The organism is Brevundimonas sp. FV1ye7S, from assembly GCF_058680995.1.
Window position 1 is genome coordinate 1,670,086 of sequence record NZ_CM178726.1, and the last position, 26,308, is coordinate 1,696,393.

The following is a 26,308-nucleotide window of genomic DNA, read 5'->3' on the forward strand; positions in this document are numbered from 1 at the left end:
GATGAACGCTGACACCCTAATTCCACTCATCTTCGGGCGGTTGACGCTCGAGGCTCTGCCATTGCACGAGCCGATCCTGGTCGTGACCATGATCGTGGTCCTGCTGGGCGGCGTCGCCCTGCTGGGGGCCCTGACCTATTTCAAGCTCTGGGGCTATCTCTGGAAGGAATGGTTCACGACCGTGGACCACAAGAAGATCGGGATCATGTACATGATCCTGGGTCTGATCATGTTCGTGCGCGGCTTCGCCGACGCCATCATGATGCGCCTGCAGCAGGCGATGGCGTTCGGCGGGTCCGAAGGCTATCTGAACGCACACCACTATGATCAGGTCTTCACCGCTCACGGGGTGATCATGATCTTCTTCGTGGCCATGCCGATGGTGACGGGGATCATGAACTATGTCGTGCCGCTGCAGATCGGCGCGCGCGACGTCTCCTTCCCCTTCCTCAACAATTTCAGCTTCTGGATGACGACGGCCGGCGCCATCATCGTCATGGCCTCGCTGTTCGTCGGCGAGTTCGCCCGCACGGGCTGGCTGGCCTATCCGCCGCTGTCCGGCATCGGCTACAGCCCCGGCGTCGGGGTGGACTATTACATATGGGCGCTGCAGATCGCGGGGGTGGGGACGACCCTGTCCGGGATCAACCTGATCGCCACCATTGTGAAGATGCGGGCGCCGGGCATGGGCATGATGAAGATGCCGATCTTCACCTGGACGTCGCTCTGCACCAACGTCCTGATCGTGGCGTCCTTCCCGGTCCTGACCGCCGTCCTGGCCTTGCTGACGCTGGACCGCTATGTCGGCACCAACTTCTTCACGAACGACTTCGGCGGCAACCCGATGATGTACGTGAACCTGATCTGGATCTGGGGCCACCCTGAGGTCTACATCCTGATCCTGCCGCTGTTCGGCGTCTTCTCGGAAGTCGCCTCGACCTTCTCGGGCAAGAAGCTGTTCGGCTACACCTCGATGGTCTACGCGACGGTCGTGATCACGATCCTGTCGTACCTGGTGTGGCTCCACCACTTCTTCACCATGGGTTCGGGCGCGTCGGTGAACTCCTTCTTCGGCATCACCACGATGATCATCTCGATCCCGACGGGGGCGAAGATCTTCAACTGGCTCTTCACCATGTATCGGGGCCGTATCCGTTTCGAACTGCCGATGATGTGGCTGGTCGCCTTCATGCTGACCTTCGTGATCGGCGGATTGACCGGCGTGCTTCTGGCCGTGCCGCCGGCCGACTTCGTGCTGCACAACTCGCTGTTCCTGGTCGCCCACTTCCACAACGTCATCATCGGCGGCGTGTTGTTCGGCCTGTTCGCCGCCATCAACTTCTGGTGGCCCAAGGCTTTCGGCTTCAGACTCAACAAGTTCTGGGGGCTGGTCAGCTTCTGGTGCTGGGTGCCGGGCTTCTGGCTGGCGTTCGCGCCCCTGTATGTCCTGGGTCTCATGGGCGTGACGCGCCGGATGCGGGTGTTCGACGACCCGTCCTTGCAGATCTGGTTCGTCATCGCCGCCATCGGCGCAGGCGTCATCGCCCTGGGCATCGCGGCCATGTTCATCCAGTTCGCGGTCTCCATCATCAATCGCGATAAGCTGCGTGACATCACGGGCGATCCGTGGGGCGGCCGCACCCTGGAATGGGCCACCTCTTCACCTCCGCCCGCCTACAACTTCGCCTCCACGCCGGTCATTCATGACTCCGACGCCTGGTGGGACATGAAGAAGAAGGGCTATCAGCGTCCGCTGTCCGGCTATCGCGCCATCCACATGCCCTCGAACACGGGCACGGGGGTCATCATCTCGGGCCTGTGCCTGGTGATGGGTCTGGCGCTGATCTGGTACATCTGGTGGCTGGCGGCCCTGACCTTCGTGGGCGTGCTGGCGGTCTCGATCGCCCACACCTTCAACTACAAGCGCGACTACTACATCCCTGAGGATGAGGTGCGCGAAACCGAAGAGGCGCGCACGCGCGCCCTGGCCGGAACGGAGGCCTGATCCATGAGCGCGACCGCGACTGAGATCGACCCGAACGTCTTCCATCTGGAAGAGGAGCCGCATCACGAGGAAGGCTCCAGCACCATGCTGGGCTTCTGGCTCTATCTGATGAGCGACTGCCTCATCTTTGCGATGCTGTTCGCCGTGTTCGGCGTCCTGGGCGGCAACTACGCCGCCGGGCCGGGACCCAAGGAGCTGTTCGACCTGGAACTGGTGGCGGTCAACACCGCCATGCTGCTGTTCTCGTCGATCACCTACGGCTTCGCCATGCTGGCGATGGACAAGAACAACAGGACCCAGACCCTGATCTGGCTGGCGATCACCGGCCTGTTCGGCCTGGCCTTCCTGGGAATCGAGCTCTACGAGTTCGCGCACCTGATCCATGAAGGCGCGACGCCGCAACGCAGCGCCTTCCTGTCTGCCTTCTTCACCCTGGTGGGCACCCACGGCCTGCACGTGACCTTCGGCATCATCTGGCTGGTGACGCTGATGGTTCAGGTCAGCTGGAAGGGCCTGATCCCCGCCAACAAGCGCCGCCTGATGTGCCTGTCGATGTTCTGGCACTTCCTCGACGTCATCTGGATCGGCGTCTTCACCTTCGTCTATCTGCTGGGCATGGTTCGATGAGCGCCGACAAGAACGACCACTCGCCCGAGTCCCACGAGGTGGACCACCTGGGCCACGAGGCGCACAATCACGGCTCCTTCAGGAGCTATATGATCGGTTTCGTGCTGTCGGTGATCCTGACGGCCATCCCGTTCGCCCTGGTGATGACCGGCGCCTTGCCGCCCCAGGCGACGGCCCTGATCGTCATGGCGTTCGCCGTGGTGCAGATCGTGGTCCACATGATCTACTTCCTGCACATGAACTCCAAGTCGGAGGGCGGCTGGACCATGCTGGCCCTGATCTTCACGATCATCGTGGTGGTCATCGCCCTGTCGGGTTCGCTGTGGGTGATGTACCACCTGAACACCAACATGATGCCCGCCACCCACGAAATGAGCCAGATGTCCTCCTGAGGACAGGCCCGGGAGATCGCCATCAAGGCCCAAGGCCCAATCGCGCCGCGTCTGTCGCCGACCCTGTTCTGGGCCGGCTTCGGCGCGGCGTTGCTGTTTGCGGGCTTCGTCGCCCTGGGCGGATGGCAGTTGCAGCGACTGGCGTGGAAGACCGACCTGATCGCCCAGGTCGAAGCGAGGGTGCACGCCGCGCCGCAACCCGCGCCGGAGCCGGACGCCTGGTCGACGGTGTCGAGAGAGACGGACCAGTATCGTCGCGTCACGGCGCGGGGCGTTTTTCGACATGACCGGGAGACCCTGGTTCAGGCCGTCACGGATTACGGCGCCGGATTCTGGGTCATGACGCCGCTGCAGACCGACGCCGGCGCCACAATCCTGATCAATCGGGGCTTCGTCACGCCACAGCGTCGTTTGCAAAAGGATCGACCGGGCGGGCAGGCGACGGGCGAACAACAGGTGACCGGCCTGTTGCGCATCACCGAACCCAGGGGCGGTTTTCTGCGCACGAATGACCCGGCGGGCGACCGCTGGTACTCTCGCGACATTGCGGCCATCGCTGCGGCCCGGGGGCTGTCGAATGTCGCGCCCTATTTCATAGACGCCGACGCGACGCCCAATCCCGACGGCTGGCCCAGGGGCGGTCTGACCATCGTGAAATTTCCCAATAGCCATCTCGTCTACGCCCTGACCTGGTTCGGCATGGCCCTGATGACCCTTGTCGGCTTCTGGCTCGTGGCCCGCGAAGTCCGGCGCCGTCGATCCGCGCAATGACCAAGACGCTTCAACGCCTGCTGGGCATCGGCGACTGGCGCGAGACGGCGGTGTCGCAGGAAACCGCGAACCGGCGAAATCTTCGCCTGCTGATCCAGTTGCGCTGGCTGGCCGTCGCCGGTCAGGTCGCCACCATACTGCTGGTCCATTTTGTCATGGGCATCCGCCTGCCGGTCTTCTGGCTGCTGATCGCACCCGCCGGCCTGGCCCTGGTCAATCTGGTCAGCGTCCCGCTGACGCAGCGCCGGGACGCCATCTCGGATCAGGAACTCATGCTGGCCCTGCTGGCCGATGTCGCGGCCCTGACGTGGCAGCTTTTCCTCACCGGCGGCGCGGCCAATCCGTTCGTGGCCCTCTATCTGCTGCAGGTCGTGCTCGGCGCGGTGCTCCTGGCCCCCGTCTACGCCTGGTCGCTGATCGGCGTCACCAGTCTGTGTTTCGCCGGCCTTGGCGTATTCAACCGGCCGCTGAACCTGCCGCCCGACAGCGAGGACGCTCTGTTGAGCCTCTATATGCAGGGCAGCCTGATCTGTTTCCTGCTGATGGCGGTGCTGCTGGTGCTGTTCATGACGCGGATCAACGACAATCTGCGCGCCCGCGACGCCTATGTCGCCGATGTGCGCCAGCAGGCGACGGAACAGGATCACATCGTGCGCATGGGCCTGCTGGCTTCGGGGGCGGCGCACGAACTGGGTACGCCCCTGGCGTCGCTGTCGGTCATATTGAGCGACTGGCGAAGGATGCCGATGCTGAAGGCCGACGCGGACCTGAAGCAGGACATGGACGTGATGCAGGCCGAGGTCGAACGCTGCAAGGCCATCGTCACTGGCATCCTGATGTCGGCGGGCGAGGCGAGAGGCCAGGCGCCGGTGCGCACGACCATGGGCCGGTTTCTGAACGAGGTGGTTCAGGGCTGGAGCGCCCGTGACGCCCGTGTCCGGGTCGAGGTCACGGCATGGACCGGACCCGATCCGAGCGTCATCGCCGACCCCGCCCTGCGTCAGGTCTTCGGCGTCCTGTTCGACAATGCGGTGGAGGCGGGGGCCCGCCGCATCTTCGTGTCCCCGGTCGTTCGCGACGGGCAGCTGGAATTTGCGATCCGCGACAATGGGCCCGGCTTTCCCGCCACGATTCTGGAGCGGCTGGGCAAACCCTATAATTCGACGAAGGATCGCCCCGGCGCGGGTTTGGGCTTGTTTCTTCTGGTGAATGTGATGCGTTCGCTGGGCGGCGCGGTTGAAGCGTCCAATCCCCCAGCTGGCGGCGGCGAGGTGCGGTTGATCCTCCCCATCGCCGCCCTGGCGCCGCAGGAGATGTCCGATGACTGATGAAACCCCGACCCTGTTGATCGTCGAGGACGACGAATCCTTTTCGCGCACCCTGCGCAAGTCCTTCGAACGGCGGGGGTATACGGTGGTCAGCGCGGACGGCCCCGATCAGATGGCCGAGGTGCTGAAAATTCACCGGCCGGGCTTCGCCGTGGTCGATCTCAAACTGGGCGGCGCGTCGGGCCTGGGGTGCGTCTCGACCCTTCGCGCCTTTGACGCCGACATGAACATCGTCGTCCTGACCGGCTTCGCCAGTATCGCCACGGCCGTGGAGGCGATCAAACTGGGCGCCCGTCACTATCTGGCCAAGCCGGCCAGCACCGATGACATCGAAGCCGCCTTCGGCAAGGCGTCGGGCGACGCGGCGACGCCCCTGACCAGCCGTCCCACCTCGATCAAGACCCTGGAATGGGAACGTATTCACGAGACCCTGGTGGAGACGGACTTCAACATCTCCGAAGCCGCCCGGCGTCTCGGCATGCACCGCCGCACCCTGGCCCGGAAACTTGAGAAGCGTCGCGTGACCTGAAAGGGGGCGGTCAGGGCGATCGCTCGGCAAATGGCCGGCCGAGTTGGGCGGATCATTTCGAAGATCGATGCTTACATGGGAAGGAGCCTTATGGCTGTTCCAACCTCAAAGATGGAATTGCTGACCGCCATTACGACCACGTTCGCAAAGCTGATGGCGGATTTGGCGGAAATTCCGCCGAACCGCGCACGTGAGGCCACGATGAAGGGGCATGCCGACGGAACCACCATGAGCCCGGCCGATCTGGTGGCCTATCTGGTCGGATGGAACGAGTTGGTTCTGAAATGGCTGGATCGTGACGACCGGGATGAACCGGTTGACTATCCCGAGGCCGGTTTCAAATGGAACCAACTCGGCCTGCTGGCGCAGAAATTCTACGCCGATTGCAACGCAATCGAATGGCCTGAATTGCTCGCCCGTCTGGAGGATGCGAAGACAGGACTGATGGTGACGATCACGGCCCGGTCAGATGAGGAACTGTATGGCGGCGCTTGGTACGGGAAATGGACCAAGGGACGTATGATTCAGTTTAATACCTCATCCGCTTACGCCAATGCCCGAGCCCGAATTCGGGCGTGGCAGAAGGCGCAAGACTGAAAACTCGGTCTTGTCGGCAGGCCTATCGACAAGCGCGGATCGACGGTGCGGAAAAGGGGCGGCGTGTGCGTAGCTATCGCGCACAACATCGCATCATAGCGTAAAATCGACAGGATGGCGGGCCACGCCCGACGATGATGAGCACTACGTCTACGCTATAGCCCTCTAACGCCGCCTTGGCATTGGATGTGACCTGCGCATTTAGTCGAATTTTATGCCGCAATTTTCTCGGAACCCGCCCTAAATGCCCATCGCGGATTTGGTCGCAAAAGCGACAATGATCAGCGCCAGAAGGACAAGGCCGAATATGACCGGCCTGGGCAATAATGGCGTGACTGCGGGCGCCGAGTTCGCCGTGGTGTGCCGAGATAGAATAAGCGAGGCGGTGGCGAGAACGACGCCCAGTCCTGTGCCGATCCATTCCAGCGCTGCCAGGAGCATCGACATCGGGTTGGACGGCACGGGAAAAATACGGCCGAGATCGAGCAGGTAGACGCCGACGAAGGCGAAACCCGCCAGCGCGGACCAGCCGCATCCTCTGCCCGCTTTCGTGACGGTATAGGCGAGTACAAGGCTACCCAAACCAAGCACCGTCAAAAACACGTTGAATGCGCCGAGCACAATGGATGGATAGGCACTGAAATCTCGCGTTTCAACGAATCCCCCGGGAACCATCAGCGCCAGATTCAGGGCGGATGCGACCAAGAGCGTTGCGATGACGAGGCGGGAACTTGGCATTGGACTATTCCTTGTACGATTTGGAGGCTTGCGCCGATGTGTCGCCGCCATCGCTTGGCGCGAGCATCGCTGTGAACATGCTGAACACACGGTGGTTGATGGCGCGCGCGTCCTGGGGGTGAAGTGTTTGCGCGTTCAGGGCGAACCAACGGTCGGCCTCCCGCGCGGCCGCGAAGGCCATCTCCGTCAGCAAGGCAAGCGGCAAGTCCGAGCGGATGGCGCCGATCTGTTGTCCAGTTTCGATCAGCCGCGCAAATTGGGTATGGAGAGCATCGAGCAGATCCGCGATGGCGGCCTGTGCCGCTGCTTCCCGATAGATGCCACGTCCCAACTCCGCCAAGCGGTCGTTCTGCTTGAGGACCGCCGTCACGTGGCCAAAGAGTGCGGCGGTCTGTTGCCAGTAATCGGCAACGGACCCTGGCTGAACCGGGCTCGCGTCAATCAAGCCCGCAAGTTCGGTGATGGCGCGTTCAATGACGGCGCGATAGAGTTCGCCCTTGTCCGCGAAGTAATAATAGGCCTGCCCCTTGCTGAGCGCGGCACGCGTTAGAATTCGGTTCATCGACGCGCCCTCGAACCCGAGCGCCCTGAATTCCTCTTCTGCTATATCGAGCCAGGCGGCGCGTTGCTGAGCGGGAAGTTGCCGCAGTCGCACACGTGCCTGAAGTCGCTGATCCATGGGACGATCCGTCATACCAACCGCGGTCGCTCAAGCATATTTAGACCGACGGTCTAAATATGTCCAGCCTACCAATAACGGGTCGGTCATTCGGGTGGAGGAGCGTGTCTGCTTACCGCGAATTTGGCCACAAAGGATCAGGCCAGGAAACTGGTCGGTCGCAACGAAATGAACGGCAATCGACGGCAATAGGGCCGCTGTAGCGCGCAATATCGCACGATGGCGTAGAATCGGCGGGGCTGGCGGAAGCGGTGGGATTCGAACCCACGGACGGCTCTCACCGTCGCTGGTTTTCAAGACCAGTGCCTTAAACCACTCGGCCACACTTCCTTGCCGCGCTGAGCGGAGGCGGACGCCATAGCAGGCGAACGGCGCATTAACCAAAGCGGAAATGTCTTCGGTCATCCTGTTTTTGAGGATCGAGGCGAGGTGCGACCGATGACGACCGGACAATGGATGCGCAGCGGCCTGATCCTGGGCCTGTTCTCGCTGCTGGCGGCCTGTTCGACCGTCGGCGGTAAAGGCGGCGCGAGCGGAATTCCTGTGGTCAAGGATCCGGCGCCGATCGTTTCGGGGACGATGCGGCCCTATCAGGTGCGCGGACGCTGGTACACGCCCAAGGAGCAGCCGGACTACGAGGAGGTCGGTATGGCCTCCTGGTACGGCGACGCCTTCAACGGACGGCCGACCTCCAGCGGCGAGCGGTTTGACATGCACCAGTTGACGGCGGCCCATAAGACCCTGCCGCTGCCGGGACTGGTTGAGGTCACCAATCTGGAGAACGGCCGCCGGCTGGTGGTGCGGGTCAATGATCGGGGGCCGTTCGTGGACAGCCGGATCATCGACCTGTCGCGCGAGGCGGCGCAGGAGTTGGGGATGTTGTCCCAGGGCGTCGGGCGGGTGCGGGTCCGGTACCTGGGGCGCGCGCCTCGCCAGGGCGGCGGGACGATCCTGCGCGCGGATGCGCCGACCCGGTCGACAGGGCCGACGCCGGCGCTCATTCCCGCGCCCCCTCAGGTGGCTGTCGCCGCGGAGGTCGCGAGCTTCTGGGTGCAGGCGGGGACTTTCTCGGACCAGGGCGAGGCGAGCCGAATCGCGGAGCATTTGAGCGGATGGGTGCGCGCCGACCGGAATGGAGGGCGGTATAATGTCGTGGTCGGTCCTTGGGAGAGCGCCGACGCGGCCGAGGCTGCGCGCCAATCCGTCATGGCGAAGGGTTATGTCGGCGCCCTGTTGATATCGGGCAGTTGATCGCGCGCACGGGCTTGCGTCCGGCGGGCCGCGCGCGCCATGAAGGCGCGTGACCCGTGGAAAATTCATAAGCTTCGAAGGCGGCGAGGGGGCCGGCAAGTCGACTCAGGTCGGGAGGCTGGTCGAGCGGCTGCAAAAGGTCTTGGGCGATCGCCAGGTGGTGCGGACGCGCGAGCCGGGCGGGTCGAAGGGGGCGGAGGTGATCCGCAACCTTGTCGTGGCCACCGACGCCGAGCCCTGGTCGGCCATGACCGAGACCCTGCTGATGTACGCCTCGCGTTCGGATCACCTGGAGCGAACCATCCGGCCGGCGCTGGAGGCCGGCGACTGGGTGGTGTGCGACCGGTTCGCCGATAGCAGCCGGGCCTATCAGGGCGCGGGTGGCGGGGTTGCCCCGAGCTTTATCGAGCAGATCGATGCGGGCGTGGTCGGGGACGATCAGCCGGACCTGACCCTGGTGTTCGATCTGCCGGTCGAGGTGGGGCTGGAGCGGGCGTTCGGGCGCGGCCTGTTCGAGACGCGGTTCGAGTCCAAGGGGCTGGAGTTCCATAAGCGACTGCGTGAGGGCTTCCTGCGGATCGTCGAGGCCCATCCTGAGCGGTGTTTGCTGATCGACGCCGTGGGATCGTTGGACGAGGTCGAGGCGCGGGTTTGGCGGGCGGTCCAGGACCGGTTGCTGTGAGCGACGATCATCCCCGCGACCGGTTCGACCTGGTCCCTGATGCGGCGGCGGAAGCGGCCTTTCTGGACGCTTGGGAGCGGGGGCGGCTGCACCATGCCTGGCTGTTGTGCGGGGTCGAGGGGACAGGCAAGGCGACCTTCGCCTATCGCGCGGCGCGTCGGCTGCTGGGGGCGGCGGCCGATCCGGGGCGCGGTCCGTTGGGCGCGCGGCGCGAGGATCCGGTCAGCCGGCTGATCTCGGCCCAGTCCCATCCCGACCTGCTGGTGCTGGAACGGCTGGTCGAGGGCGGAAAGACCAAGAAGTCGATCTCGGTCGACCAGTCGCGCGACCTGCCCGAGTTCTTCTCCAAGAGCCCGTCGCAGGCCCAGCACCGGGTGGCGATCATCGATGCGGCGGACGACCTGAACATCAATGCGGCCAACGCCTTGCTGAAGGTTCTGGAGGAGCCGCCCGAGCGGGGGGTGCTGTTCCTGGTGACCCACGCGCCGGGGCGGCTGCTGGCCACGATCCGGTCGCGCTGCCGGCGGCTGAGCTTCCCCATCTGGACGCCGGAGCGGCTGGAGACCCTGGTGCGGAACCGGACGGGAGCCGAGCCGGAGGAGGCCGAGCATGCGGCGGCCATGGCGGGCGGATCGCCGGGCGCGGCCCTGGCCCTGGCGTCGGGAGCGACCTTCGAGATGGATCAGTTGGCGCGGCGCTGGGTCGAGGGGGATGTGGACCGGGCCGAGGCCCTGGCCATCGCCGACAAGTTCCGGGGCGCGGAAGGCCAGGAGCGGTTCGAGACCCTGATGGACCGGCTGATCGCGGCGGTGCGGATGCGGGCCCTGAGCAGCCCGGCCGGCGCAGGCAACCGTTGGGCCGAGCTGTGGGAGCGGCTGCAGCCCTTGCCGGAGCGGGCGGCGGGGCTGAACCTGGACAAGGCCGATGTGCTGGCCGGAGCGCTGGCGGACTTAAGGCGGGTCCAGGCCCAGCAGGCGCGGATGGGCTGATGCTGATCGACAGTCATGTGAACCTGCATGCGCCCCAGTTCGACGAGGACCGGGACGCGGTGATCGCCCGGGCGCGCGAGGCCGGGGTCGGCCTGATGGTCGAGATCTCCGACAAGCTGACCACCTTTGAAGCGACCCATGGGATCGCCATGGCCAACCCCGACATCTGGTGCACGGTCGGGGTCCATCCGCACGAGGCCAAGGATGCGGCGGATCTGACGGCGGCGACCCTGATCGACCTGGCGCAGCGGCCCAAGGTGGTCGGGATCGGCGAGTGCGGGCTGGACTTCCACTATGACTTCAGCCCGCGCGAGATCCAGGCGGCGGTGTTCCGCCAGCATGTGGCGGCGGCGCGTGCGACGGGGCTGCCGCTGGTGATCCATACCCGCGAGGCGGATGAGGTCATGGGGGCGATCCTGAAGGAGGAGCACGCCGCCGGGCCGTTCAAGATGCTGATGCACTGCTACACCAGCGGGGCGGAACTGGCGGGAATCGCTGCGGAACTTGGGGCCTGGTTCTCGGTCTCGGGGATCGCCACCTTCAAGGCGGCCGAGGATGTGCGGGCGGTGATCCGGGACATGCCGGCCGAGCGTATAATCGTCGAGACCGACTGCCCCTATCTGGCGCCCATCCCGCATCGGGGGCGGCGCAACGAACCGGCCTATATCCGCCATGTGCTGGACAAGCTGGCCGAGATCCGGGGCTGGAGCGCTGAGGAGGCGGACCTGAGAACCACCGAGGCCTTCTTCGGCCTCTTTGACCGGATACCGAGATCGGCATGAGCTTCGAAGTCGTCATCCTGGGCAGCGGATCCTCGGGCGGGGTGCCGCGGGGCGACGGGGACTGGGGCGTGTGCGACCCGGCCGAGCCGAGGAACCGGCGGACGCGCTGCTCGATGCTGGCGCGGAAGACCGGGCCGGAGGGGACGACCAATGTGCTGATCGACACCTCGCCAGATCTGCGCGAACAGATGCTGGCCAGCGGGACCCGGCATGTGGACGCCGTCCTCTATACCCACGACCATGCGGACCAGACCCATGGGATTGACGACCTGCGGACCTTCGCCACGCGGGCGCGCAAGCGGATCCCGGCCTGGATGGACGAGGCGACCCTGACGTCCCTGTCGCACCGGTTCGACTATATCTTCGAGAGCAAGTTCGGCTATCCGCCGCTGCTGGACGCCCAGGTCATTCCACCGCACGGGACGGCCTGGTCGGTGGAGGGGCCGGGGGGCGCCATCCCGGTCGTGACCTTTGATCAGGAGCACGGCCCGATCCGGTCGGTCGGCTATCGGCTGGGCGACATGGCCTATTCCAGCGACGTGTCGGACCTGGACGAGGCGGCGATCCGTGCGGTGGCCGGGTGTCAGGTCTGGATCGTCGACGCCCTGCGCTACACCCCCCATCCGACCCATGCCCATCTGGACCGGACGCTGGAGTGGATTGCGGCGGCGGACGTCGAGCGGGCGGTGCTGACGAACCTGCATATCGACATGGATTACAAGGAACTGTCGGCGATTGTTCCGGCCAATGTCGAGGTCGGGTTCGACGGCTGGCGCTGCATAATCGGCTGAGTTTTGGCAGGCCTGTCGTAAAAACAGGGTGACAAACCGCCAAACCGCCAATGCGCCATGGGCGACCGCGGTGGCTTTATGATCGGCTGAGGCCGGTCGGTTTGGCGCGAAAACAAGGCGCCAAATGCGCTAAATGCGCCAGGAAGCATCTGCTGCGGCGTCGTGAGGGGCGGACGTCGCAGGCGGGTTGCGGCGCGCGCCCGATGTCAAAGACCGGACGACGAGGCTAGCACGGTTTGAGAGCGTGGTAGGTCAATGGCCGTTCGGGCGCGTTAGGGCATTGAAATGATTAGGTTCAGTTCGGGAGATTAGGAGGGGAGAGCTTCGTTTGCCGTCCTTGGTTCATCTATACGAACCTCTCTCCTCACATTTGCAGTCAGCAGGGCCGCGCTGGAAAGCGGACGTGCTGGACATCTGTTCGCGGTGGGAATCCGACGTGTTACTGACTGACATCGCCGTCGGCGGCCGAACGGACCTGTACGACGCTACTCTCTGAGCTTTGCAGAGCCCTTCGTTGCCCGCTCCACCACGGCCTTGCCGGCGTCTGTCTGAGCCAGCCCCTCCAGCATCGCTCCCAGGGCTTGGCCGCCCCGCGCGCTGAACACGTCGGTGATGCTATTCATACCCTGGGGCACGTCGCCGCCGGTCACGATCACCTTGATGTCGGCGGCGCTCAGGGCCTCAGCCTGGGCGACACCCACGGCCTGCCCGGCTTTGATCTGCTCCACGCGCACCAAGTAGGTCTGGTAGCCGTCGTTGCCGCCGATCTCCTTGGCGAGTTCGATCTGCGTCGAGACCGGCGCCAGAAGCAGGAGCCGCTCGGCTTCGGCGCGGCTCTGGCCCTGCGCCAGCAATCCTTCGGCGTCGAGCTTCTGCTGGGCCAGGGTTCCTTGCGCGACCAGCTCCAGCCGTTGACGTTCAGCCTCTGCGGCGATGACCTGCTGTCGGCGCTGCCCCTCCGCCCGGATGATCGTGACCTCGCGCTCCTGCGCGGCCTGAACTTCCGCGACCCCCTTGGCGATGTCGGCGGAGCGCGTATCGGCGACCAGCTTCACATCCATTTCACGTTCGGTGGTGTCCCTCTGGGCGACCAGAACTTGCTGCTCGGCGACCTGCTTGGCGATACCGACCTGCTTCTCCTGCTCGGCCGTCCGCATTCCGACTTGCTGCAGAGCATCCTGCTTGTTCACCTCGACGATGCGTTGGGCCTCGATCTCCTTGGTCTGGGCAAACTGGCTGTTCATCGCCACGGCCTCGCGGCTCTCGCGATCAATGCGGGATTTCTCCTTCGCCATGATGTTGGCGATGACCTGCGAGTTGGCGCTGTCGCGGATGTCCATGAACTCGATGTTTTTTACCGTCTCGACGCCCCACGCCTGAAGCTGATTGTCCACCTGGGCGGTAAAGGCCTCGGCCAGAGTTGATCGGGCTTCGAGGATGTCTTCGAGCTTGTGGGTGGCCAGCACATTCCGGACGGCGCCCTGAAGGATGCCGGAGAGCTGATGTTGCAGCTCGTCGAAATTGGCGACCTTTTCCGCCGCCGTGTCCGACTTTGCGATCCGCATGAACGCCTGCACGTCCACCCGGAACGGTAGGCGCCCGGTGTCGTAGGCTTCGTAGTCTTTCAGGTTCACGTCAAATATGGAGACCGGGAACTTGGTCACCAGGACGCCGATCCTGGGCAGGAAGGCCGGCCACTCGTAGTAGACGTTTCCAGCCGACTGACTGGCGCCGTAGCTGACGCGAGACCGCCCGCGCTGGACGATGTGAACTTCGTTGGTCGGGACCACCCGGCGCAGAACCAGCGCGATCAGGAATCCAATGACGAAGACGCCGAGCGCTACGCCGCCGGCGATGATGTAGATGTTCATGTGGTCCCCCGATACTGGCCGGACTATGTCCATAAAGGCCGTGGGGCGCAACTATTGCGAGAGGCTGTTCAGCCGCCGGCTAGGCGGGTGGCGGCGGCCGGCGCCCAAGGCTGGACATCGCGAATGGCAGGGGTGGCGGTCGGTTTGAGTCTTAGGCAGCATCACCGAAACCAGACTTTCGTGGGCGAGCCCCATGAGCGGGCTCCCTGGAGGTCGGCAAAGGGTGGAAGGCGGACGCTAAGGCACCATCGGACCCGGCCCCACACGCGAGGTCCTGCCGTCGTTCAATCCGTATGCCTCCATGAAGAGGAACGGCTGTTCATAAGAGACGCGAGGATCATCACCACAACCAACGTCGAACTGTCGTTGCAGCGCGGGATCGGTGACTGGCGAGAACGGTGCGTCGTTGTTTGTGATCTCGACGGTCGTGAGCGGGTCACCGTTGCCTCGGTGGAGCCTCTTGAACACGACCCTTGCCGTCCGGTCGTCACAACGAAGGTCTACCGCGCCTTCTTCATAGGCGGGCGTAGTCCAGTTGCTCTCGGGCACGCCATAGCGGAACACCTTGTAGGTAAAGAACCGCTGGCTGCCATCGTCCAGTTCCAGACCACGGCCCAAGGCCACCGCGACGTTCCGGTCAGCACTCACGACAATGACCCGGTTGTCTGACCCACAACACTGGGGACGGTCGGTCGTCACCGCCTGTCCCCCCGCCAACATCACAAGGGTCGCCGCCAGGGAGAATAGGGTCATCATGCCTCCGCTCACTCTGCGACCAGCATGTTAGGCGTCGCGTCTGAATGTCCGCAATGGGTCGGGAACCGTCTTAATGCTAGCGGCCGGAAAGCCGACTTTCGAGCGCACGCTGAATGTCGCGTTTGGGGCCGACAGTGAATGACCGATCTGGCGCATTGCGTAACTGTTGGACCGGCGAGCAAGGCGGTATGCCTTCCGCCTGATGCGGCATTCGGTGAAACTCGACTGGGGGGTAGAAGTCTGCTCCGCGCCCTCTGACGAGGTCCGGATTGTCACACGATCGTCGCGATGCGCGATCTTTCGTCTACGCCGTCCCCTCCGCCACCATCGACCGGGCGACGGCTTCGGCGACCTTGATGCCGTCGACGGCGGCCGACAGGATGCCGCCGGCATAGCCGGCGCCTTCGCCGGCAGGGAAGAGGCCGCGCACGTTCAGGCTCTGGAAGTCGGCGCCGCGGGTCATTCGGATCGGGGATGAACTCCGGGTTTCGACGCCCGTCAGAACCGCCTGGGCGTCGTCGTAGCGGGCGATCTTGCGACCGAAGACGGGCAGGGCCTCGCGCATGGCGGCGATCACATAATCGGGCATCAGGGGCGCCAGGTCGGTCGGGCGCACGCCCGGCTTATAGCTGGGGACGACCTCGCCCAGCGCGGTCGAGGCGCGGCCCGCCAGGAAGTCGCCGACCAGCTGGCCCGGCGCGAAATAGTCGCCGCCGCCGGCCGCATAGGCGCGGGTCTCCAGATCCCGTTGCAGTTCGATGCCCGCCAGCGGATGGTCGCTCCCGTAATCCTCGGGCGAGATGCCGACCACGAAGCCGGAGTTGGCGTTGCGCTCGTTGCGCGAATATTGGCTCATGCCGTTGGTTACGACGCGGCCGGGCTCGCTGGTGGCCGCGACTACGGTGCCGCCCGGGCACATGCAGAAGCTGTAGACGGTGCGGCCGTTCGAACAGTGGTGCGAAAGCGTATAGGCCGCCGCGCCCAGATCGGGGTGGCCGGCGCAGGGGCCGAACATGGCCCGGTCGATCCAGGATTGCGGATGCTCGATGCGGAAGCCAATCGAGAACGGCTTGGCCTCGATATGGACGCCGCGCTCGTAGAGAGTCTGGAAGGTGTCGCGCGACGAATGGCCGATGGCGAAGACCACGTGATCGGCCTCCAGCGTCTCGCCGGTGTGCAGGCGCACGCCCCGGATGGCGCCCTTGTCGAGATCGATGTCCGTGACCCGGTGCTCGAAGCGGTACTCGCCGCCCAGCTGTTCGATCTTCTCGCGCATGGCCTCGACCATGGTCACCAGGCGGAAGGTGCCGATGTGCGGATGGGCCTCGGTGAGGATTTCCTCCGGCGCACCGGCCGCGACGAATTCGGTCAACACCTTGCGGGCCAGGAAACGCGGATCCTTGATCTGGCTGTAGAGCTTGCCGTCGGAGAAGGTGCCCGCGCCGCCCTCGCCGAACTGCACATTGGATTCCGGGTCCAACTTGCTGCTCCGCCACAGGGCCCAGGTGTCCTTGGTCCGCTGCCGAACCACCTTGCCGCGGTCGAGGATGATCGGCCTGAACCCCATCTCGGCCAGGATCAGCCCGGCGAACAGGCCGCACGGCCCGGCCCCGATCACGACCGGCCGAAGGCGCTCGGTCTTGGGCGCAACCGCGACCGGGCGATAGGCGACGTCTGGCGTCGGCGCCACGTGCGCGTCGTCTGCAAGGCGGGCCAGCACCGCCGCTTCATCCTTCACCTCGACGTCGAGGATGTAGACTTTCAGAATCGCGGATTTCCTGCGGGCGTCGTGCGCCCGCTTCCATATCGACCAAGAGATAAGATCGTGCGGCGGCACGCCCAGGCGGGCGGCGATCGCGGCGGGCAAGGCCTCCGGCGGGTGGTCGAGGGGCAGTTTGAGTTCTGACAGGCGCAACATCCGGGGCGTTCTAGCCGGTCGCGACGCCAAAAGCATGAGGCAAGATCCAAAGGGCGGTGCTGGGAGACACGCCGCTGATGGAGGCGATCAGGGCCTGAAACGATAGGGCCCTGCGCCTCCACCCCAAGTCCGCCATGTGGAACATCAGCAGACGTGGCGGGACCCGTCTGATCACCGTCATCCTAGGCCTTGTGCCTAGGATCCATACGCTCGGTGTGTAGCGTCGGGCGCGGTCGGCGGATATGCGATCGTTCCTGGCGTCTGAGTCTATGGATCCTAGGCACAAGGCCTAGGATGACGGGTTGTTGGGTGTTGGGTGTTGGGTGTTGGGCGCGGGCGCGGCCGTCCCCTTCAATCCGCTCCCGACCTATGCCCCTTCCAGTCGAACAGCTCCTCCAGCACCTGCACGGCCTGGCCGCGCTCTGAGGTCAGGTCGGGGTCGCGGCCCAGGATCAGGCGGGCGTCGTCGGCGGCGGCCAGCATCAGGGCGCGGTGGCGGATCGGGTCGGCGAAGCGGTAGGCGGGGAAGCCGCTCTGTTTCAGGCCCAGGGGGTCGCCGCCGCCGCGCAGGCGGAAGTCCTCCTCGGCGATGACGAAGCCGTCCTCGGTGCGGCGCAGGGTTTCGAGGCGTTCTTTCGCGGTTTCACCCAGCGCCCTGTCCTGGCCGCCGTACAGCAGGATGCAGGAACTGGCCTTTGAGCCCCGGCCGACGCGGCCGCGCAGCTGGTGCAACTGGGCCAGGCCGAAGCGGTCGGCGTGTTCGATGACCATGATGGAGGCGTTGGGCACGTCCACCCCAACCTCGACCACGGTGGTGGCGACCAGCAGGGGGATGCGGCCGTCGGCGAAGTCGGCCATGACGGCTTCGCGCTCGGCGCCGGGCATCTGGCCGTGGGCGAGGCCGACCTCGACCCCCAGCAGGCGGCGCAGGTCGTCGGCGCGGTCGACGGCGGCGGCGAGGTCGATGGCCTCGGATTCGGCGACCAGGGGGCAGATCCAATAGGCCTGGGCGCCGGCGTCCAGCGCCGTCTTCAGCCGGGCGGCGACCTCGCCGATGCGGGCCAGGGGGACGACGGCGGTGGTGACGGGGGTGCGGCCGGGCGGCTTTTCCATCAGGCGGCTGACTTCCAGCTCGCCGTACTGGGTCAGTTCCAGGGTGCGGGGGATGGGGGTTGCCGACATGGTCAGCAGGTGGACGGCGCCGATGCGCGGATCGCCCTTGGCCTGAAGCCGCTGGCGCTCGCTGACGCCGAACCGGTGTTGTTCGTCGATGACGGCCAGGGCCAGGCGGTCGAAGCGGACGGCGTCCTGGAACAGGGCGTGGGTGCCGATGGCGACCTGGGCGTGACCGGAGGCCAGGGCGGCCAGTTTCTCGCGCCGCTGGCCGTTGGTGTCGCGGCCGGTGAGCAGGACGGAGGCGACGCCGGCCGATTCCAGCAGGGGGCCGAGTTTCTCGTAGTGCTGGCGGGCCAGGATTTCGGTCGGGGCCATCAGGGCGGACTGGAAGCCGCTGGAGGCCGCGTCGGCCAGGGCCAGGGCGGCGACGGCGGTCTTGCCGGAACCCACATCGCCCTGAAGCAGCCGGCCCATCTGTTTGCCGGAGGCCAGGTCGCGGCGGATTTCGGCGACGGCCTGGGCCTGGGCGTTGGTCAGGGTGAAGGGCAGGGCCTGGAGCAGGTGGTCGGAGGCGGCGCCGGGGGCGATGATGGCCGAGGGCTTGATCTCGCGGGCGCGGCGACGGCGGGCCAGGGCCAGCTGGTGGGCCAGGAATTCGTCATAGGCCAGGCGCTGGCGGGCGGGGGCCTCGGGCGTCAGGTCGGGCTCGCCCGCCGGGGCGTGCAGGGCGTCCAGCGCCGCGCGCCAGCCCAGCCAGTTCTGCTTCTTCAGCCAGGCGGGGTCCTGCCATTCCGGCAGGTCGGGGGCGGCGGGCAGGGCGGCCTGGACCAGTTTGCGCAGCTGGCGCGAGGTCAGGCCTTGCGTCGCCGGATAGACGGGTTCGGAGGCGGGGATGTCGGCGGCCTTGTCCAGGGTGACGATGTCCGGGTGGACGATCTGGACCTCGCCGTTGAAGCGTTCGACCTTGCCCGAGACCAGCCGGGTCTCGCCGCGCGGCAGCAGCCGGTCGATATGCTGGGGCGAGCCGCCGAACCAGACCAGGTGGACGAAGCCGGTCGGGTCGCTGGCGCGGACCTTCAGCGGGGCGCCGGGGCGGCTGGGGACGAACAGGCGGTCGATGACGATCTCGAAGATCCCGACCTCGCCGTCCACGGCGGTCGCCGCCTCCATGGGCCGGCGGACGATGACGCCCGAAGGGCTGAGGAAGGCCAGGTCGCGCACCAGCGGCCCCGCCACCTTCTGCACCAGGGGCAGGGCGCGGGGGCCCACGCCCTTCAGGCTGGAGACCTCGGCGAACAGGGGAAAGAGAATCTGCGGACGCATCGCCGGGAACATAGCGTGACCATGACGGGTGGCGAAGTCCGTTCAGGAAGGCTATCTGCGCTTCTTCCATTCCGGGTGCGCGATCGCTCGCCGCGCGGCGGCTCTCTGCTTGAGCGCACCTGGCATATTCAACGGGCAAGGATTCTTGTGACCGACATCGACGCGCATCCCCAAGACGACAGTGGCGACCAAGCGGCCCTGGCCCGCAAGCAGCGGCTGGGCCGTATCCAGTTCCGGTCCTGGCGGCGCGGTTTCCGCGAGGCCGACATGGTGCTGGGCCCCTTCTCGGACCAGGTGGCGCCGACCCTGACGGACGTCGAACTGGACCAGCTCGAGCTGCTGATCGACGAGGAGGACCAGTGGCTCTACGGCTGGATCATCGAACGTGACCCGACGCCGCCCGAGTTCGAGACGCCGGTGATGGCCAAGGTGCGGGCCTTCATGCGCGAGCATGTGGCGGCCGAGGTCGGCAAGGGCATCGGCTGATGGATCAACAGGTCACCGCGCAGCACCGCACCGACGCTGATCTGGGCGGGGCGCCCGAGGGGCTGGACGCCCTGGTCGTCGCCGAGCGGATCAAGGCCAGCGGCGGGGTCGGCGTCTTCGTGGCGCGCGATTATCAGCGGTCGGGCGGGTTTGTTCAGGCGTTCCGCTTCTTCTCGCAAGATATCGAAATTCTTGAATATCCGGCCTGGGACTGCCTGCCCTATGACCGGCTGAGCCCGACGGCGGGGATCGCCGCCCAGCGGATGGCGACCCTGACGCGCCTGGCCCAGCGCAAGACGGGGGACGCGCCGGTTCTGGTGGTCACGACCGTCGGCGCGGCCATGCAGAGGACGCCGCCCAGGTCGGTGACGACCCAGGCGGGGTTCGAGACGAAGGTCGGCCGCGATCTCGATATCCAGGCGCTGGAGCGGTATTTCGCCGCCAACGGCTATGTCCGGGCCTCGACCGTGTCGGAGCGGGGCGAGTTCGCGGTGCGGGGCGGGGTCGTCGATGTGTACCCACCGGGCTTCGAGGAGCCGGTGCGGCTGGACATGTTCGGGTCCGAGCTGGAATCGATCCGCACCTTCGATCCCGAGACCCAGAGGTCGACGGGCCAGATGACGGCGGTGTCGCTGGCGCCCGTGTCGGAGGCCCTGCTGGACGCGGATGCGATCTCGCGCTTCCGCACCGGCTATCTGAAGCTGTTCGGCGCGCCGGGCGACGACCCGCTGTATGCGACCATCAGCGAGGGCGCGCGGCGTCAGGGGATGGAGCAGTGGCTGCCGCTGTTCTACGAGACGCTGGATTCGCTGTTCGACTATCTGCCGGATCAGGCTCAGATCTTCCTAGATAATCAGGCCGAGAGCGCGCGGGCCGAGCGGTGGGACCTGATCGCCGACGCCTATGAGGGGCGGACGGAAGCGGCGAAAACCAAAGGGCATGCGGCGGGCAATCGCGCGCTGCCGCCGCGATCGCTGTATCTGGACGCCGGCGACTGGAACCAGGCCCTGGCGGGGCGGGCCGTGCGGCGGTTTACGCCCTTCTCGGGCGGCGGCGAGGACGCCGGCGGTCGGTTGGGCCGGACCTTTGCGGCCGAGCGGGCGCAGGACAGCGTCAACCTGTTCGAGGCGGTGGCGGCCCATGCGGCGGCGCTGAAGGCCGACGGCAAGCGGGTGTTGTTCGCCTCGTGGACCGAAGGCTCGTCGGAACGTCTGGCGACCATGCTGGCCGATCACGGCCTGGATCATATCGTCGCCGTGCGCGACTGGGCCGATGTTCAGGCGGCGCCCAAGGACCTGTATCTGCGCGGCGTCCTGCCGGTCGAACATGGCTTTGCGACGGACGAGGTAGCGGTCATTTCCGAGACCGACATCCTGGGCGACAGGCTGGCGCGGCCGCGCAAGAAGCGGCGGGCGTCGAACTTCCTGGCCGAGGCTTCGGCCCTGACGACCGGCGACCTGGTGGTCCACCTGGATCACGGCATCGGACGGTATGAGGGGCTGAAGACGCTGGAGATCCAGCAGGCGCCGCACGACTGCCTGGAGCTGTTGTACGCGGGTGAAAGCAAACTCTATCTGCCGGTTGAAAACATTGATCTTCTCACCCGGTACGGCACGGACGCCGACGGGGTGCAACTGGACAAGCTGGGCGGGGCCGGCTGGCAGGCGCGCAAGTCCAAGGCCAAGGAACGCCTGCGGGCCATGGCCGAGGGGCTTATTGCGCTCGCCGCCAAGCGGGCGCTGCGCGAGACGGACGCGGTCGTGCCGCCGCCGGGCCTGTTCGCCGAGTTCTGCGCCCGCTTCCCCTACGAGGAGACGGACGATCAGCTGAACGCCATCGGCGACGTGCTGGAGGATCTGGGCAAGGGCACGCCGATGGATCGCCTGATCTGCGGCGACGTCGGCTTCGGCAAGACCGAGGTGGCGCTGCGGGCCGCCTTCGTCGTGGCCATGACGGGGCAGCAGGTGGCCATTGTGGCGCCGACCACCCTGCTGGCGCGGCAACACTACAAGACCTTCACCGAACGGTTCGCCGGCTGGCCGGTCAAGGTGCGGCAGCTGTCGCGGATGGTGGGGTCCAAGGAGGCGGCGGAGACGCGGGCCGGCCTGAAGGACGGCTCGGTCGAGATCGTCGTCGGCACCCATGCGGTGCTGTCCGAACAGGTCGGCTTCCGCGACCTGGGCCTGGTCATCGTCGACGAGGAGCAGCATTTCGGGGTCAAGCACAAGGAGAAGCTGAAGTCGCTGCGCGCCGATGTTCACCTGCTGACGCTAACCGCCACGCCGATCCCGCGCACCCTGCAGATGGCGCTGTCGGGCATTCGCGAGATGTCGATCATCGCCACCCCGCCGGTCGATCGCCTGGCGGTGCGGACCTATGTGACGCCGTGGGATCCTGTGCTGGTGCGCGAGGCCCTGCTGCGCGAGAAATATCGCGGCGGCCAGGCCTATTATGTCGCGCCGCGCCTGAAGGACCTGCCGGCCATCGAGAAATTCCTGCGTGAGCAGGTGCCCGAGGTGAAGTTCGTCGTCGGCCACGGCCAGATGTCGGCGACCCAGCTCGAGGAGGTGATGAGCGCCTTCTACGAGGGGGAATACGACGTGCTGGTCTCGACCACCATCGTCGAGAGCGGGCTGGATATTCCGACCGCCAACACCCTGGTGGTGCACCGCGCCGACATGTTCGGCCTGGCGCAGCTGTATCAGATCCGGGGCCGTGTCGGCCGCTCCAAGGCGCGGGCCTTCGCCTATCTGACCACGGACGCGGTCAAGCCGATGACCCTGTCGGCCGAGCGGCGGTTGCAGGTCTTGCAGTCGCTGGACAATCTGGGCGCCGGCTTCCAGCTGGCTAGCCACGACCTGGACCAGCGCGGCGGCGGCAATCTGCTGGGCGACGAACAGTCGGGCCATATCCGCGAGGTCGGGGTCGAACTGTATCAGCAGATGCTGGAGGACGCGGTCGCCGAGCTGCGCGAGAAGGGCGAGGGGGCTACTGTGGATCGCGGCTGGTCGCCGTCGATCAACGTCGGCGCTTCCGTCCTGATTCCAGAGGAATATGTGCCGGACCTGAACGTCCGTCTCAGCCTGTATCGCCGATTGTCCGACGCCGAACAGGCCGAGGATCGCGAAGCCCTGGCCGCCGAACTGATCGACCGGTTCGGCCCCTTGCCGGACGAGGCGCAGCAACTGCTGAAGATCGTCGGCATCAAGTCGAACTGCCGCCGGGCCTGTATCGAGAAGATCGACATCGGGCCGCGCGGCGCGGTGTTGACCCTGCGCGACAACAGCTTCCCCAATCCCATTGGATTGGTCGGGCTGATCCAGAAGAACCAGGCCTTTTGGAAGATCCGGCCGGATCAGAAGATCGTCGTGACGGGCGACTGGCCGACGGCGGAGGACCGGCTGAAGGTGGCGGAGCGGATCACGGCCGATCTGGCGCGGGTGGCGGGGGCGTAGACCTCAGCGCGTCTTGTCGAACAGGTCGGCGGAGGCGCGTTCCAGCAGGGCGGCGGCGCTTTCGTTCGGCTGCATCTCGGCGGCGCCCACGTCGAATTCGGCGACGAAGGGGGAGCGGTCGGGACCGGCGTCGAAGGCGGTGCAGCCGATGACGGCGGCGATGCGCTCCGCCGCCAGGCGTGCGGCCTCGCCCCGGGTCGCCGGCAGGGCCAGGGCGAAGACTTCCTTGGCCAGGCGGGCGGGCGTGTCCTCGACCCGGACCAGCCGCGAGACCATGGCGCCGATCTGGGGCATGGCCCGATCCAGCCAGCCGCCCTGCCGCGCCCCGGCCACGGCCTCGTTCTCCTTCACGCGTAGCACGCAGACCGACAAGGGGCGGCGACGGGCGCGTGAGGCGTCGGCGACGCGCGCCAGATGGGCGGCGAACAATTCAGGCGTGAACAGGCCGGTCGAGGCGTCCATTTCCGCCAGCGCCCGGACCGAATCCAGAGCCTTGCGAATGGTCAGATGACGTCGGTGAGACCCCGCCAGGGCCAGAAGCCGCTCGGCCGTCTCATCCTCGGGCGTGTCGGCGGTGGCGACGTCGGCGAAGCCCCGATTGAACAGTTCGTCGAGACCGATCTCGCTGCCGTCCCGGAGATAGAGCATCAGGGGAATGTGGTAGAGGCGGGTGTTGCGCTTCATGCCCGAGGCGATCGACAGGGCCGGGGCGTGGTCCTTGGCGCCCCACAGGACGGCGGCGTCGAACGGGCTTTCGTGCAGATAGTCGAAAGCGGTGTAGGGGGTGGGCGCAGCGACGACCTCGACGCCGGAGGCGGTGAGGGCGTTGGACAGGGCCAGAAACCGGCGCTCGGCCACGCCGGCGGCCAGGACGCGCAGCGGCGACAGTTCGTCGCCCCCGCCCTCCAGATCAATGCCGCGAGCGGCGAAGGTTGCGCGGCGCAGATGGAATTCTTCTTCGGCTATCGCGGCGCGGGTCATCTGCTCCAGCCTCAGCGCCGCCTGGGCGGGGTGGGGCGGCAGCGTCACGGCCAGGTCCGCGTCCATGACGGAACCGCGCGGCGCGCCGACAACCATGATCGGCAGACTGCGCGGCTCGGCCGCAGATCGCAGCCGCGCCACGACGTCGTCGGTGAGCGAATCGAAATCGACCACGGCGGCGTCCAGGGGGAAGTCCTGCAAGACAGCCTCGGCCGACGTCAGGTCGCGAGCGGTGACGGTGGTCCAGCCGAGGGCGTCCAGCCCAACCACCAGCGGCCCGAGCCGACCGTCCTGGGCCGCCAGGATCAATACACGCGCATCGAAAGCCAAGTTGGTCGTCTCCCCCGGACGTCGCAGCGCCCATAGCCCCATGAAGGCCGCGGGACCATAGCGATGCGTCCCTTAACGAAGCAATGTCTTGGCGTGGGGCGACGGGGAAAAGAGGGGCTCGCGCGGATGGTGTTTTCCTTGCCGATGGAATGGTCTAGGTTTCGCCGCCTGTTCAACGGTTGTGGGAACCGGCTTGAGTGATCACCTGACCCGATCGGTACTGAAGGCGCCCGGATTCTGGGGCGGTCTTTCGGTGCGCGCCTTCACCCGCAGCTGGGGGCGTGACGTCATGCTCTACACCGGCGGCGTGTCATTCTTCGCCCTTCTGGCCGTGTTTCCCGCCATCGCCATCCTGATCGGTTTCTACAAGCTGGGTCTGTCGATCAATGAGGTCAGCGCCCAGGCCGCCGCCCTTTCGGACCTGTTGCCTCGGGCGGCCCAGACGATATTCCGCGATGAGATCGCCCGGTTGAGCAATGCTTCTGCGCGGACGATCTCGACCCAGAGCGCTTTTGCATTGTTCGTCGGCGCCTATGCTGCCCATCGTGGATTCAAGGCCTTGCTGGCGGGCCTTAATCTCATTCATGATGAAACCGAGCCGCACGGCTTCTTCAAGTTCAACCTTCTGGCCTTTTTCGTCGCCGTCTTCGCCTTCGCGCTTTTCACGGTCGTGTCAGGCGCTGTGGTGACGGCCCGAATCCTGGCCCATACGGCGTCGCCGATGACGGACCAGTTCGATGGCGGTTTGCTGCCGCTGGACGCCTTCCTGCCGGCGCTTGGCCTCGCGGTCGGCCTGACCCTTTTGTACCGCTACGCCATGAGCCACAGGTCGCCCGTCGCCTGGTTGCCGGCGATCACCGGCGGGCTGGTGGCGACCCTGATGTCGGTGATCTCGTCCTGGCTTTGCGCCATCTATGTGGAGCAGATCGCGCCCCTGGGGGCGACCTACGGGTCTGTGGGCGCGGTGGTGGTGCTGCTGATCTGGCTGTCGTGGAACGTCAACGCCATCTTCTACGGCGGCGCCTTCGCCACCGAGATGGAGATTGCGGCCAAGGCCGATGAAGCCGCCAAGGCTCAGACCCCGACGGTTCCCGCCGATGTGGTCGATCTGTCGGAGCGGCGGGCCAGCCGCCGGTCGCGCTCCTAACCCGCCTCGACCGTAAGGCGAATCACGCCGTCCGTCTCGTCCACGGCGATCAGGCGGCCGTTCTTCTGGGCCATCAGAAAGGGCACGTCGATCCGCGCCATCGGGTCGGTGGCCAGCAGGACGAAGCGCCGCCCCGGCGCAGCGCCCTCCATCGCCTTCATCAATCGAAGGCTGGGCGTCGGGCAGAGGTGGCCGCGCGCATCGACGACGGAGGCTTCAACCTCTTGGAGGTCGGTCACGACGCCAGGCGGTCGGCCAGCAGGGCCAGGGCGATCCGGACGCTGGCGAGACGGATCGCGTCGCGGCCGATGTCGCCGAATCGTTCCTGGCGATGGATCAGGCCGCCCGGTCCCTGAGCGGCGAAATGGACCAGTCCGACCGGCTTGTCGGCCGAGCCGCCGCCGGGGCCGGCGATCCCGGTGACGGCGACGCTGACGGCGGCGCGCGAATGGGCGACGGCGCCCTGGGCCATGGCCCGGGCGGTCGGTTCGGACACGGCGCCATGGGCGATCAGCGTGGCCTCGGGTACGCCCAGCATCTGCTGTTTGGCGTCGTTGCTGTAGGTGACGAAGCCCCGCTCCAGGGCGGCGGACGAGCCGGGAACGGCGGTCAGGGCGGCGGCGACCAGGCCGCCGGTGCAGCTTTCGGCGGTGGCCAGCATCAGCCCCCGCGCGGATGCGGTTGCGACGATCTGTTGCGCCAGGCGCTGAATGTCTTCGGGGAACATGATCTTTTCATAGGCCGCGAGTCCCGCTCTAACCAGA

24 protein-coding genes and 1 tRNA gene are annotated in these 26,308 nt (G+C 66.2%); 15 read left to right on the forward strand and 10 right to left on the reverse strand.

Going from position 1 to position 26,308, the window contains the following annotated elements:
* The first annotated feature begins 1 nt into the window (after window position 1).
* The 7 genes from cyoB (at window position 2) to ACW18C_RS08045 (ending at window position 6,249) form a co-directional block, all read left to right on the forward strand.
* A complete protein-coding gene (gene cyoB / locus ACW18C_RS08015; RefSeq protein WP_040349468.1) occupies window positions 2-2,005 on the forward strand; it encodes a cytochrome o ubiquinol oxidase subunit I in 2,004 nt (667 codons plus the stop codon).
* A gap of 3 nt (window positions 2,006-2,008) precedes the next feature.
* The gene (cyoC, locus tag ACW18C_RS08020) at window positions 2,009-2,632 is read left to right on the forward strand and encodes a cytochrome o ubiquinol oxidase subunit III (protein WP_292148705.1); all 624 of its coding nucleotides are present in this window, start codon (window positions 2,009-2,011) and stop codon (window positions 2,630-2,632) included.
* Window positions 2,629-3,024 (forward strand): cytochrome o ubiquinol oxidase subunit IV, encoded by a 396-nt coding sequence (gene cyoD / locus ACW18C_RS08025; RefSeq protein WP_035306277.1) that lies wholly within the window; start codon window positions 2,629-2,631, stop codon window positions 3,022-3,024. The genes cyoC and cyoD overlap by 4 nt, the downstream gene beginning before the upstream one ends.
* 90 nt (window positions 3,025-3,114) lie before the next feature.
* Entirely contained in the window at window positions 3,115-3,795 is a 681-nt protein-coding gene (locus ACW18C_RS08030) for an SURF1 family protein (protein WP_492073906.1), read from the forward strand.
* Window positions 3,792-5,123 (forward strand): ATP-binding protein, encoded by a 1,332-nt coding sequence (locus ACW18C_RS08035; protein WP_492073908.1) that lies wholly within the window; start codon window positions 3,792-3,794, stop codon window positions 5,121-5,123. The genes ACW18C_RS08030 and ACW18C_RS08035 overlap by 4 nt, the downstream gene beginning before the upstream one ends.
* Window positions 5,116-5,652: a response regulator transcription factor gene (locus tag ACW18C_RS08040; protein WP_008264133.1), complete on the forward strand. Its 537-nt coding sequence runs from the start codon at window positions 5,116-5,118 to the stop codon at window positions 5,650-5,652. Before ACW18C_RS08035 ends, ACW18C_RS08040 begins: the two co-directional genes overlap by 8 nt.
* 90 nt (window positions 5,653-5,742) lie before the next feature.
* A complete protein-coding gene (locus ACW18C_RS08045) occupies window positions 5,743-6,249 on the forward strand; it encodes a ClbS/DfsB family four-helix bundle protein (RefSeq protein ID WP_492073911.1) in 507 nt (168 codons plus the stop codon).
* A gap of 240 nt (window positions 6,250-6,489) precedes the next feature.
* Here ACW18C_RS08045 and ACW18C_RS08050 read toward each other — a convergent pair whose 3' ends face one another.
* The 3 genes from ACW18C_RS08050 to ACW18C_RS08060 all read right to left on the reverse strand — a co-directional run bounded on the left by ACW18C_RS08050 (window position 6,490) and on the right by ACW18C_RS08060 (window position 7,996).
* Window positions 6,490-6,987: a DUF8051 family protein gene (locus tag ACW18C_RS08050; protein ID WP_492073913.1), complete on the reverse strand. Its 498-nt coding sequence runs from the start codon at window positions 6,985-6,987 to the stop codon at window positions 6,490-6,492.
* Window positions 6,988-6,991: 4 nt separating this feature from the next.
* Window positions 6,992-7,666, reverse strand: a complete 675-nt coding sequence (locus ACW18C_RS08055; protein WP_492073915.1) for a TetR/AcrR family transcriptional regulator — start codon at window positions 7,664-7,666, stop codon at window positions 6,992-6,994.
* A 240-nt stretch (window positions 7,667-7,906) separates the two neighbouring features.
* Window positions 7,907-7,996: transfer RNA gene (locus tag ACW18C_RS08060), tRNA-Ser, on the reverse strand.
* Window positions 7,997-8,104: 108 nt separating this feature from the next.
* Between ACW18C_RS08060 and ACW18C_RS08065 the strand changes: the two genes are divergently transcribed.
* From ACW18C_RS08065 to ACW18C_RS08085, 5 genes are read left to right on the forward strand one after another with little or no spacing between them, the layout of a single operon-like run.
* The gene (locus ACW18C_RS08065) at window positions 8,105-8,917 is read left to right on the forward strand and encodes a septal ring lytic transglycosylase RlpA family protein (RefSeq protein WP_492073917.1); all 813 of its coding nucleotides are present in this window, start codon (window positions 8,105-8,107) and stop codon (window positions 8,915-8,917) included.
* A gap of 49 nt (window positions 8,918-8,966) precedes the next feature.
* The gene (gene tmk / locus ACW18C_RS08070; RefSeq protein ID WP_492073919.1) at window positions 8,967-9,599 is read left to right on the forward strand and encodes a dTMP kinase; all 633 of its coding nucleotides are present in this window, start codon (window positions 8,967-8,969) and stop codon (window positions 9,597-9,599) included.
* Entirely contained in the window at window positions 9,596-10,588 is a 993-nt protein-coding gene (locus ACW18C_RS08075) for a DNA polymerase III subunit delta' (protein WP_492073920.1), read from the forward strand. The genes tmk and ACW18C_RS08075 overlap by 4 nt, the downstream gene beginning before the upstream one ends.
* Complete coding sequence (locus ACW18C_RS08080) at window positions 10,588-11,370, forward strand: TatD family hydrolase (protein ID WP_492073921.1); 783 nt, start codon at window positions 10,588-10,590, stop codon at window positions 11,368-11,370. The genes ACW18C_RS08075 and ACW18C_RS08080 overlap by 1 nt, the downstream gene beginning before the upstream one ends.
* Complete coding sequence (locus ACW18C_RS08085) at window positions 11,367-12,161, forward strand: MBL fold metallo-hydrolase (RefSeq protein WP_492073923.1); 795 nt, start codon at window positions 11,367-11,369, stop codon at window positions 12,159-12,161. The genes ACW18C_RS08080 and ACW18C_RS08085 overlap by 4 nt, the downstream gene beginning before the upstream one ends.
* Before the next feature lie 485 nt (window positions 12,162-12,646).
* On the opposite strand, the gene ACW18C_RS08090 is transcribed toward ACW18C_RS08085, so the two are convergent.
* The 4 genes from ACW18C_RS08090 to recG form a co-directional block, all read right to left on the reverse strand.
* Entirely contained in the window at window positions 12,647-14,032 is a 1,386-nt protein-coding gene (locus ACW18C_RS08090) for an SPFH domain-containing protein (protein WP_492073924.1), read from the reverse strand.
* A 237-nt stretch (window positions 14,033-14,269) separates the two neighbouring features.
* Window positions 14,270-14,788 (reverse strand): hypothetical protein, encoded by a 519-nt coding sequence (locus ACW18C_RS08095; protein WP_492073925.1) that lies wholly within the window; start codon window positions 14,786-14,788, stop codon window positions 14,270-14,272.
* A 304-nt stretch (window positions 14,789-15,092) separates the two neighbouring features.
* The gene (locus tag ACW18C_RS08100) at window positions 15,093-16,706 is read right to left on the reverse strand and encodes an NAD(P)/FAD-dependent oxidoreductase (protein ID WP_492073927.1); all 1,614 of its coding nucleotides are present in this window, start codon (window positions 16,704-16,706) and stop codon (window positions 15,093-15,095) included.
* A gap of 351 nt (window positions 16,707-17,057) precedes the next feature.
* The gene (recG, locus tag ACW18C_RS08105) at window positions 17,058-19,145 is read right to left on the reverse strand and encodes an ATP-dependent DNA helicase RecG (RefSeq protein WP_492073928.1); all 2,088 of its coding nucleotides are present in this window, start codon (window positions 19,143-19,145) and stop codon (window positions 17,058-17,060) included.
* A 147-nt stretch (window positions 19,146-19,292) separates the two neighbouring features.
* Here recG and ACW18C_RS08110 point away from each other — a divergent pair, with 147 nt between their 5' ends.
* The gene (locus tag ACW18C_RS08110; RefSeq protein ID WP_492073929.1) at window positions 19,293-19,631 is read left to right on the forward strand and encodes an FAD assembly factor SdhE; all 339 of its coding nucleotides are present in this window, start codon (window positions 19,293-19,295) and stop codon (window positions 19,629-19,631) included.
* A complete protein-coding gene (gene mfd, locus ACW18C_RS08115) occupies window positions 19,631-23,086 on the forward strand; it encodes a transcription-repair coupling factor (RefSeq protein ID WP_492073931.1) in 3,456 nt (1,151 codons plus the stop codon). The genes ACW18C_RS08110 and mfd overlap by 1 nt, the downstream gene beginning before the upstream one ends.
* Before the next feature lie 3 nt (window positions 23,087-23,089).
* On the opposite strand, the gene ACW18C_RS08120 is transcribed toward mfd, so the two are convergent.
* A complete protein-coding gene (locus ACW18C_RS08120) occupies window positions 23,090-24,397 on the reverse strand; it encodes a diguanylate cyclase domain-containing protein (protein WP_492073932.1) in 1,308 nt (435 codons plus the stop codon).
* A gap of 289 nt (window positions 24,398-24,686) precedes the next feature.
* Here ACW18C_RS08120 and ACW18C_RS08125 point away from each other — a divergent pair, with 289 nt between their 5' ends.
* Window positions 24,687-25,544: a YihY/virulence factor BrkB family protein gene (locus ACW18C_RS08125; protein WP_372704782.1), complete on the forward strand. Its 858-nt coding sequence runs from the start codon at window positions 24,687-24,689 to the stop codon at window positions 25,542-25,544.
* On the opposite strand, the gene ACW18C_RS08130 is transcribed toward ACW18C_RS08125, so the two are convergent.
* Both ACW18C_RS08130 and ACW18C_RS08135 read right to left on the reverse strand, forming a co-directional pair.
* Complete coding sequence (locus ACW18C_RS08130; RefSeq protein WP_492073934.1) at window positions 25,541-25,783, reverse strand: sulfurtransferase TusA family protein; 243 nt, start codon at window positions 25,781-25,783, stop codon at window positions 25,541-25,543. The two genes, ACW18C_RS08125 and ACW18C_RS08130, sit on opposite strands and share 4 nt — an antisense overlap.
* Window positions 25,780-26,271: a CinA family protein gene (locus ACW18C_RS08135; protein ID WP_492073936.1), complete on the reverse strand. Its 492-nt coding sequence runs from the start codon at window positions 26,269-26,271 to the stop codon at window positions 25,780-25,782. Before ACW18C_RS08135 ends, ACW18C_RS08130 begins: the two co-directional genes overlap by 4 nt.
* Between the last annotated feature and the right edge of the window lie 37 nt (window positions 26,272-26,308).

What these genes read in the sequence shown, in the direction of transcription:
- cyoB (WP_040349468.1), top strand. Translation starts at nt 2, where the DNA reads ATGAACGCTGACACCCTAATTCCACTCATCTTCGGGCGGTTGACGCTC.
- cyoC (WP_292148705.1), top strand. Translation starts at nt 2,009, where the DNA reads ATGAGCGCGACCGCGACTGAGATCGACCCGAACGTCTTCCATCTGGAA.
- cyoD (WP_035306277.1), top strand. Translation starts at nt 2,629, where the DNA reads ATGAGCGCCGACAAGAACGACCACTCGCCCGAGTCCCACGAGGTGGAC.
- ACW18C_RS08035 (WP_492073908.1), top strand. Translation starts at nt 3,792, where the DNA reads ATGACCAAGACGCTTCAACGCCTGCTGGGCATCGGCGACTGGCGCGAG.
- ACW18C_RS08040 (WP_008264133.1), top strand. Translation starts at nt 5,116, where the DNA reads ATGACTGATGAAACCCCGACCCTGTTGATCGTCGAGGACGACGAATCC.
- ACW18C_RS08045 (WP_492073911.1), top strand. Translation starts at nt 5,743, where the DNA reads ATGGCTGTTCCAACCTCAAAGATGGAATTGCTGACCGCCATTACGACC.
- ACW18C_RS08050 (WP_492073913.1), bottom strand. Translation starts at nt 6,987, where the DNA reads ATGCCAAGTTCCCGCCTCGTCATCGCAACGCTCTTGGTCGCATCCGCC.
- ACW18C_RS08055 (WP_492073915.1), bottom strand. Translation starts at nt 7,666, where the DNA reads ATGGATCAGCGACTTCAGGCACGTGTGCGACTGCGGCAACTTCCCGCT.
- ACW18C_RS08065 (WP_492073917.1), top strand. Translation starts at nt 8,105, where the DNA reads ATGACGACCGGACAATGGATGCGCAGCGGCCTGATCCTGGGCCTGTTC.
- ACW18C_RS08080 (WP_492073921.1), top strand. Translation starts at nt 10,588, where the DNA reads ATGCTGATCGACAGTCATGTGAACCTGCATGCGCCCCAGTTCGACGAG.
- ACW18C_RS08085 (WP_492073923.1), top strand. Translation starts at nt 11,367, where the DNA reads ATGAGCTTCGAAGTCGTCATCCTGGGCAGCGGATCCTCGGGCGGGGTG.
- ACW18C_RS08090 (WP_492073924.1), bottom strand. Translation starts at nt 14,032, where the DNA reads ATGAACATCTACATCATCGCCGGCGGCGTAGCGCTCGGCGTCTTCGTC.
- ACW18C_RS08095 (WP_492073925.1), bottom strand. Translation starts at nt 14,788, where the DNA reads ATGATGACCCTATTCTCCCTGGCGGCGACCCTTGTGATGTTGGCGGGG.
- ACW18C_RS08100 (WP_492073927.1), bottom strand. Translation starts at nt 16,706, where the DNA reads ATGTTGCGCCTGTCAGAACTCAAACTGCCCCTCGACCACCCGCCGGAG.
- recG (WP_492073928.1), bottom strand. Translation starts at nt 19,145, where the DNA reads ATGCGTCCGCAGATTCTCTTTCCCCTGTTCGCCGAGGTCTCCAGCCTG.
- mfd (WP_492073931.1), top strand. Translation starts at nt 19,631, where the DNA reads ATGGATCAACAGGTCACCGCGCAGCACCGCACCGACGCTGATCTGGGC.
- ACW18C_RS08125 (WP_372704782.1), top strand. Translation starts at nt 24,687, where the DNA reads ATGCTCTACACCGGCGGCGTGTCATTCTTCGCCCTTCTGGCCGTGTTT.
- ACW18C_RS08135 (WP_492073936.1), bottom strand. Translation starts at nt 26,271, where the DNA reads ATGTTCCCCGAAGACATTCAGCGCCTGGCGCAACAGATCGTCGCAACC.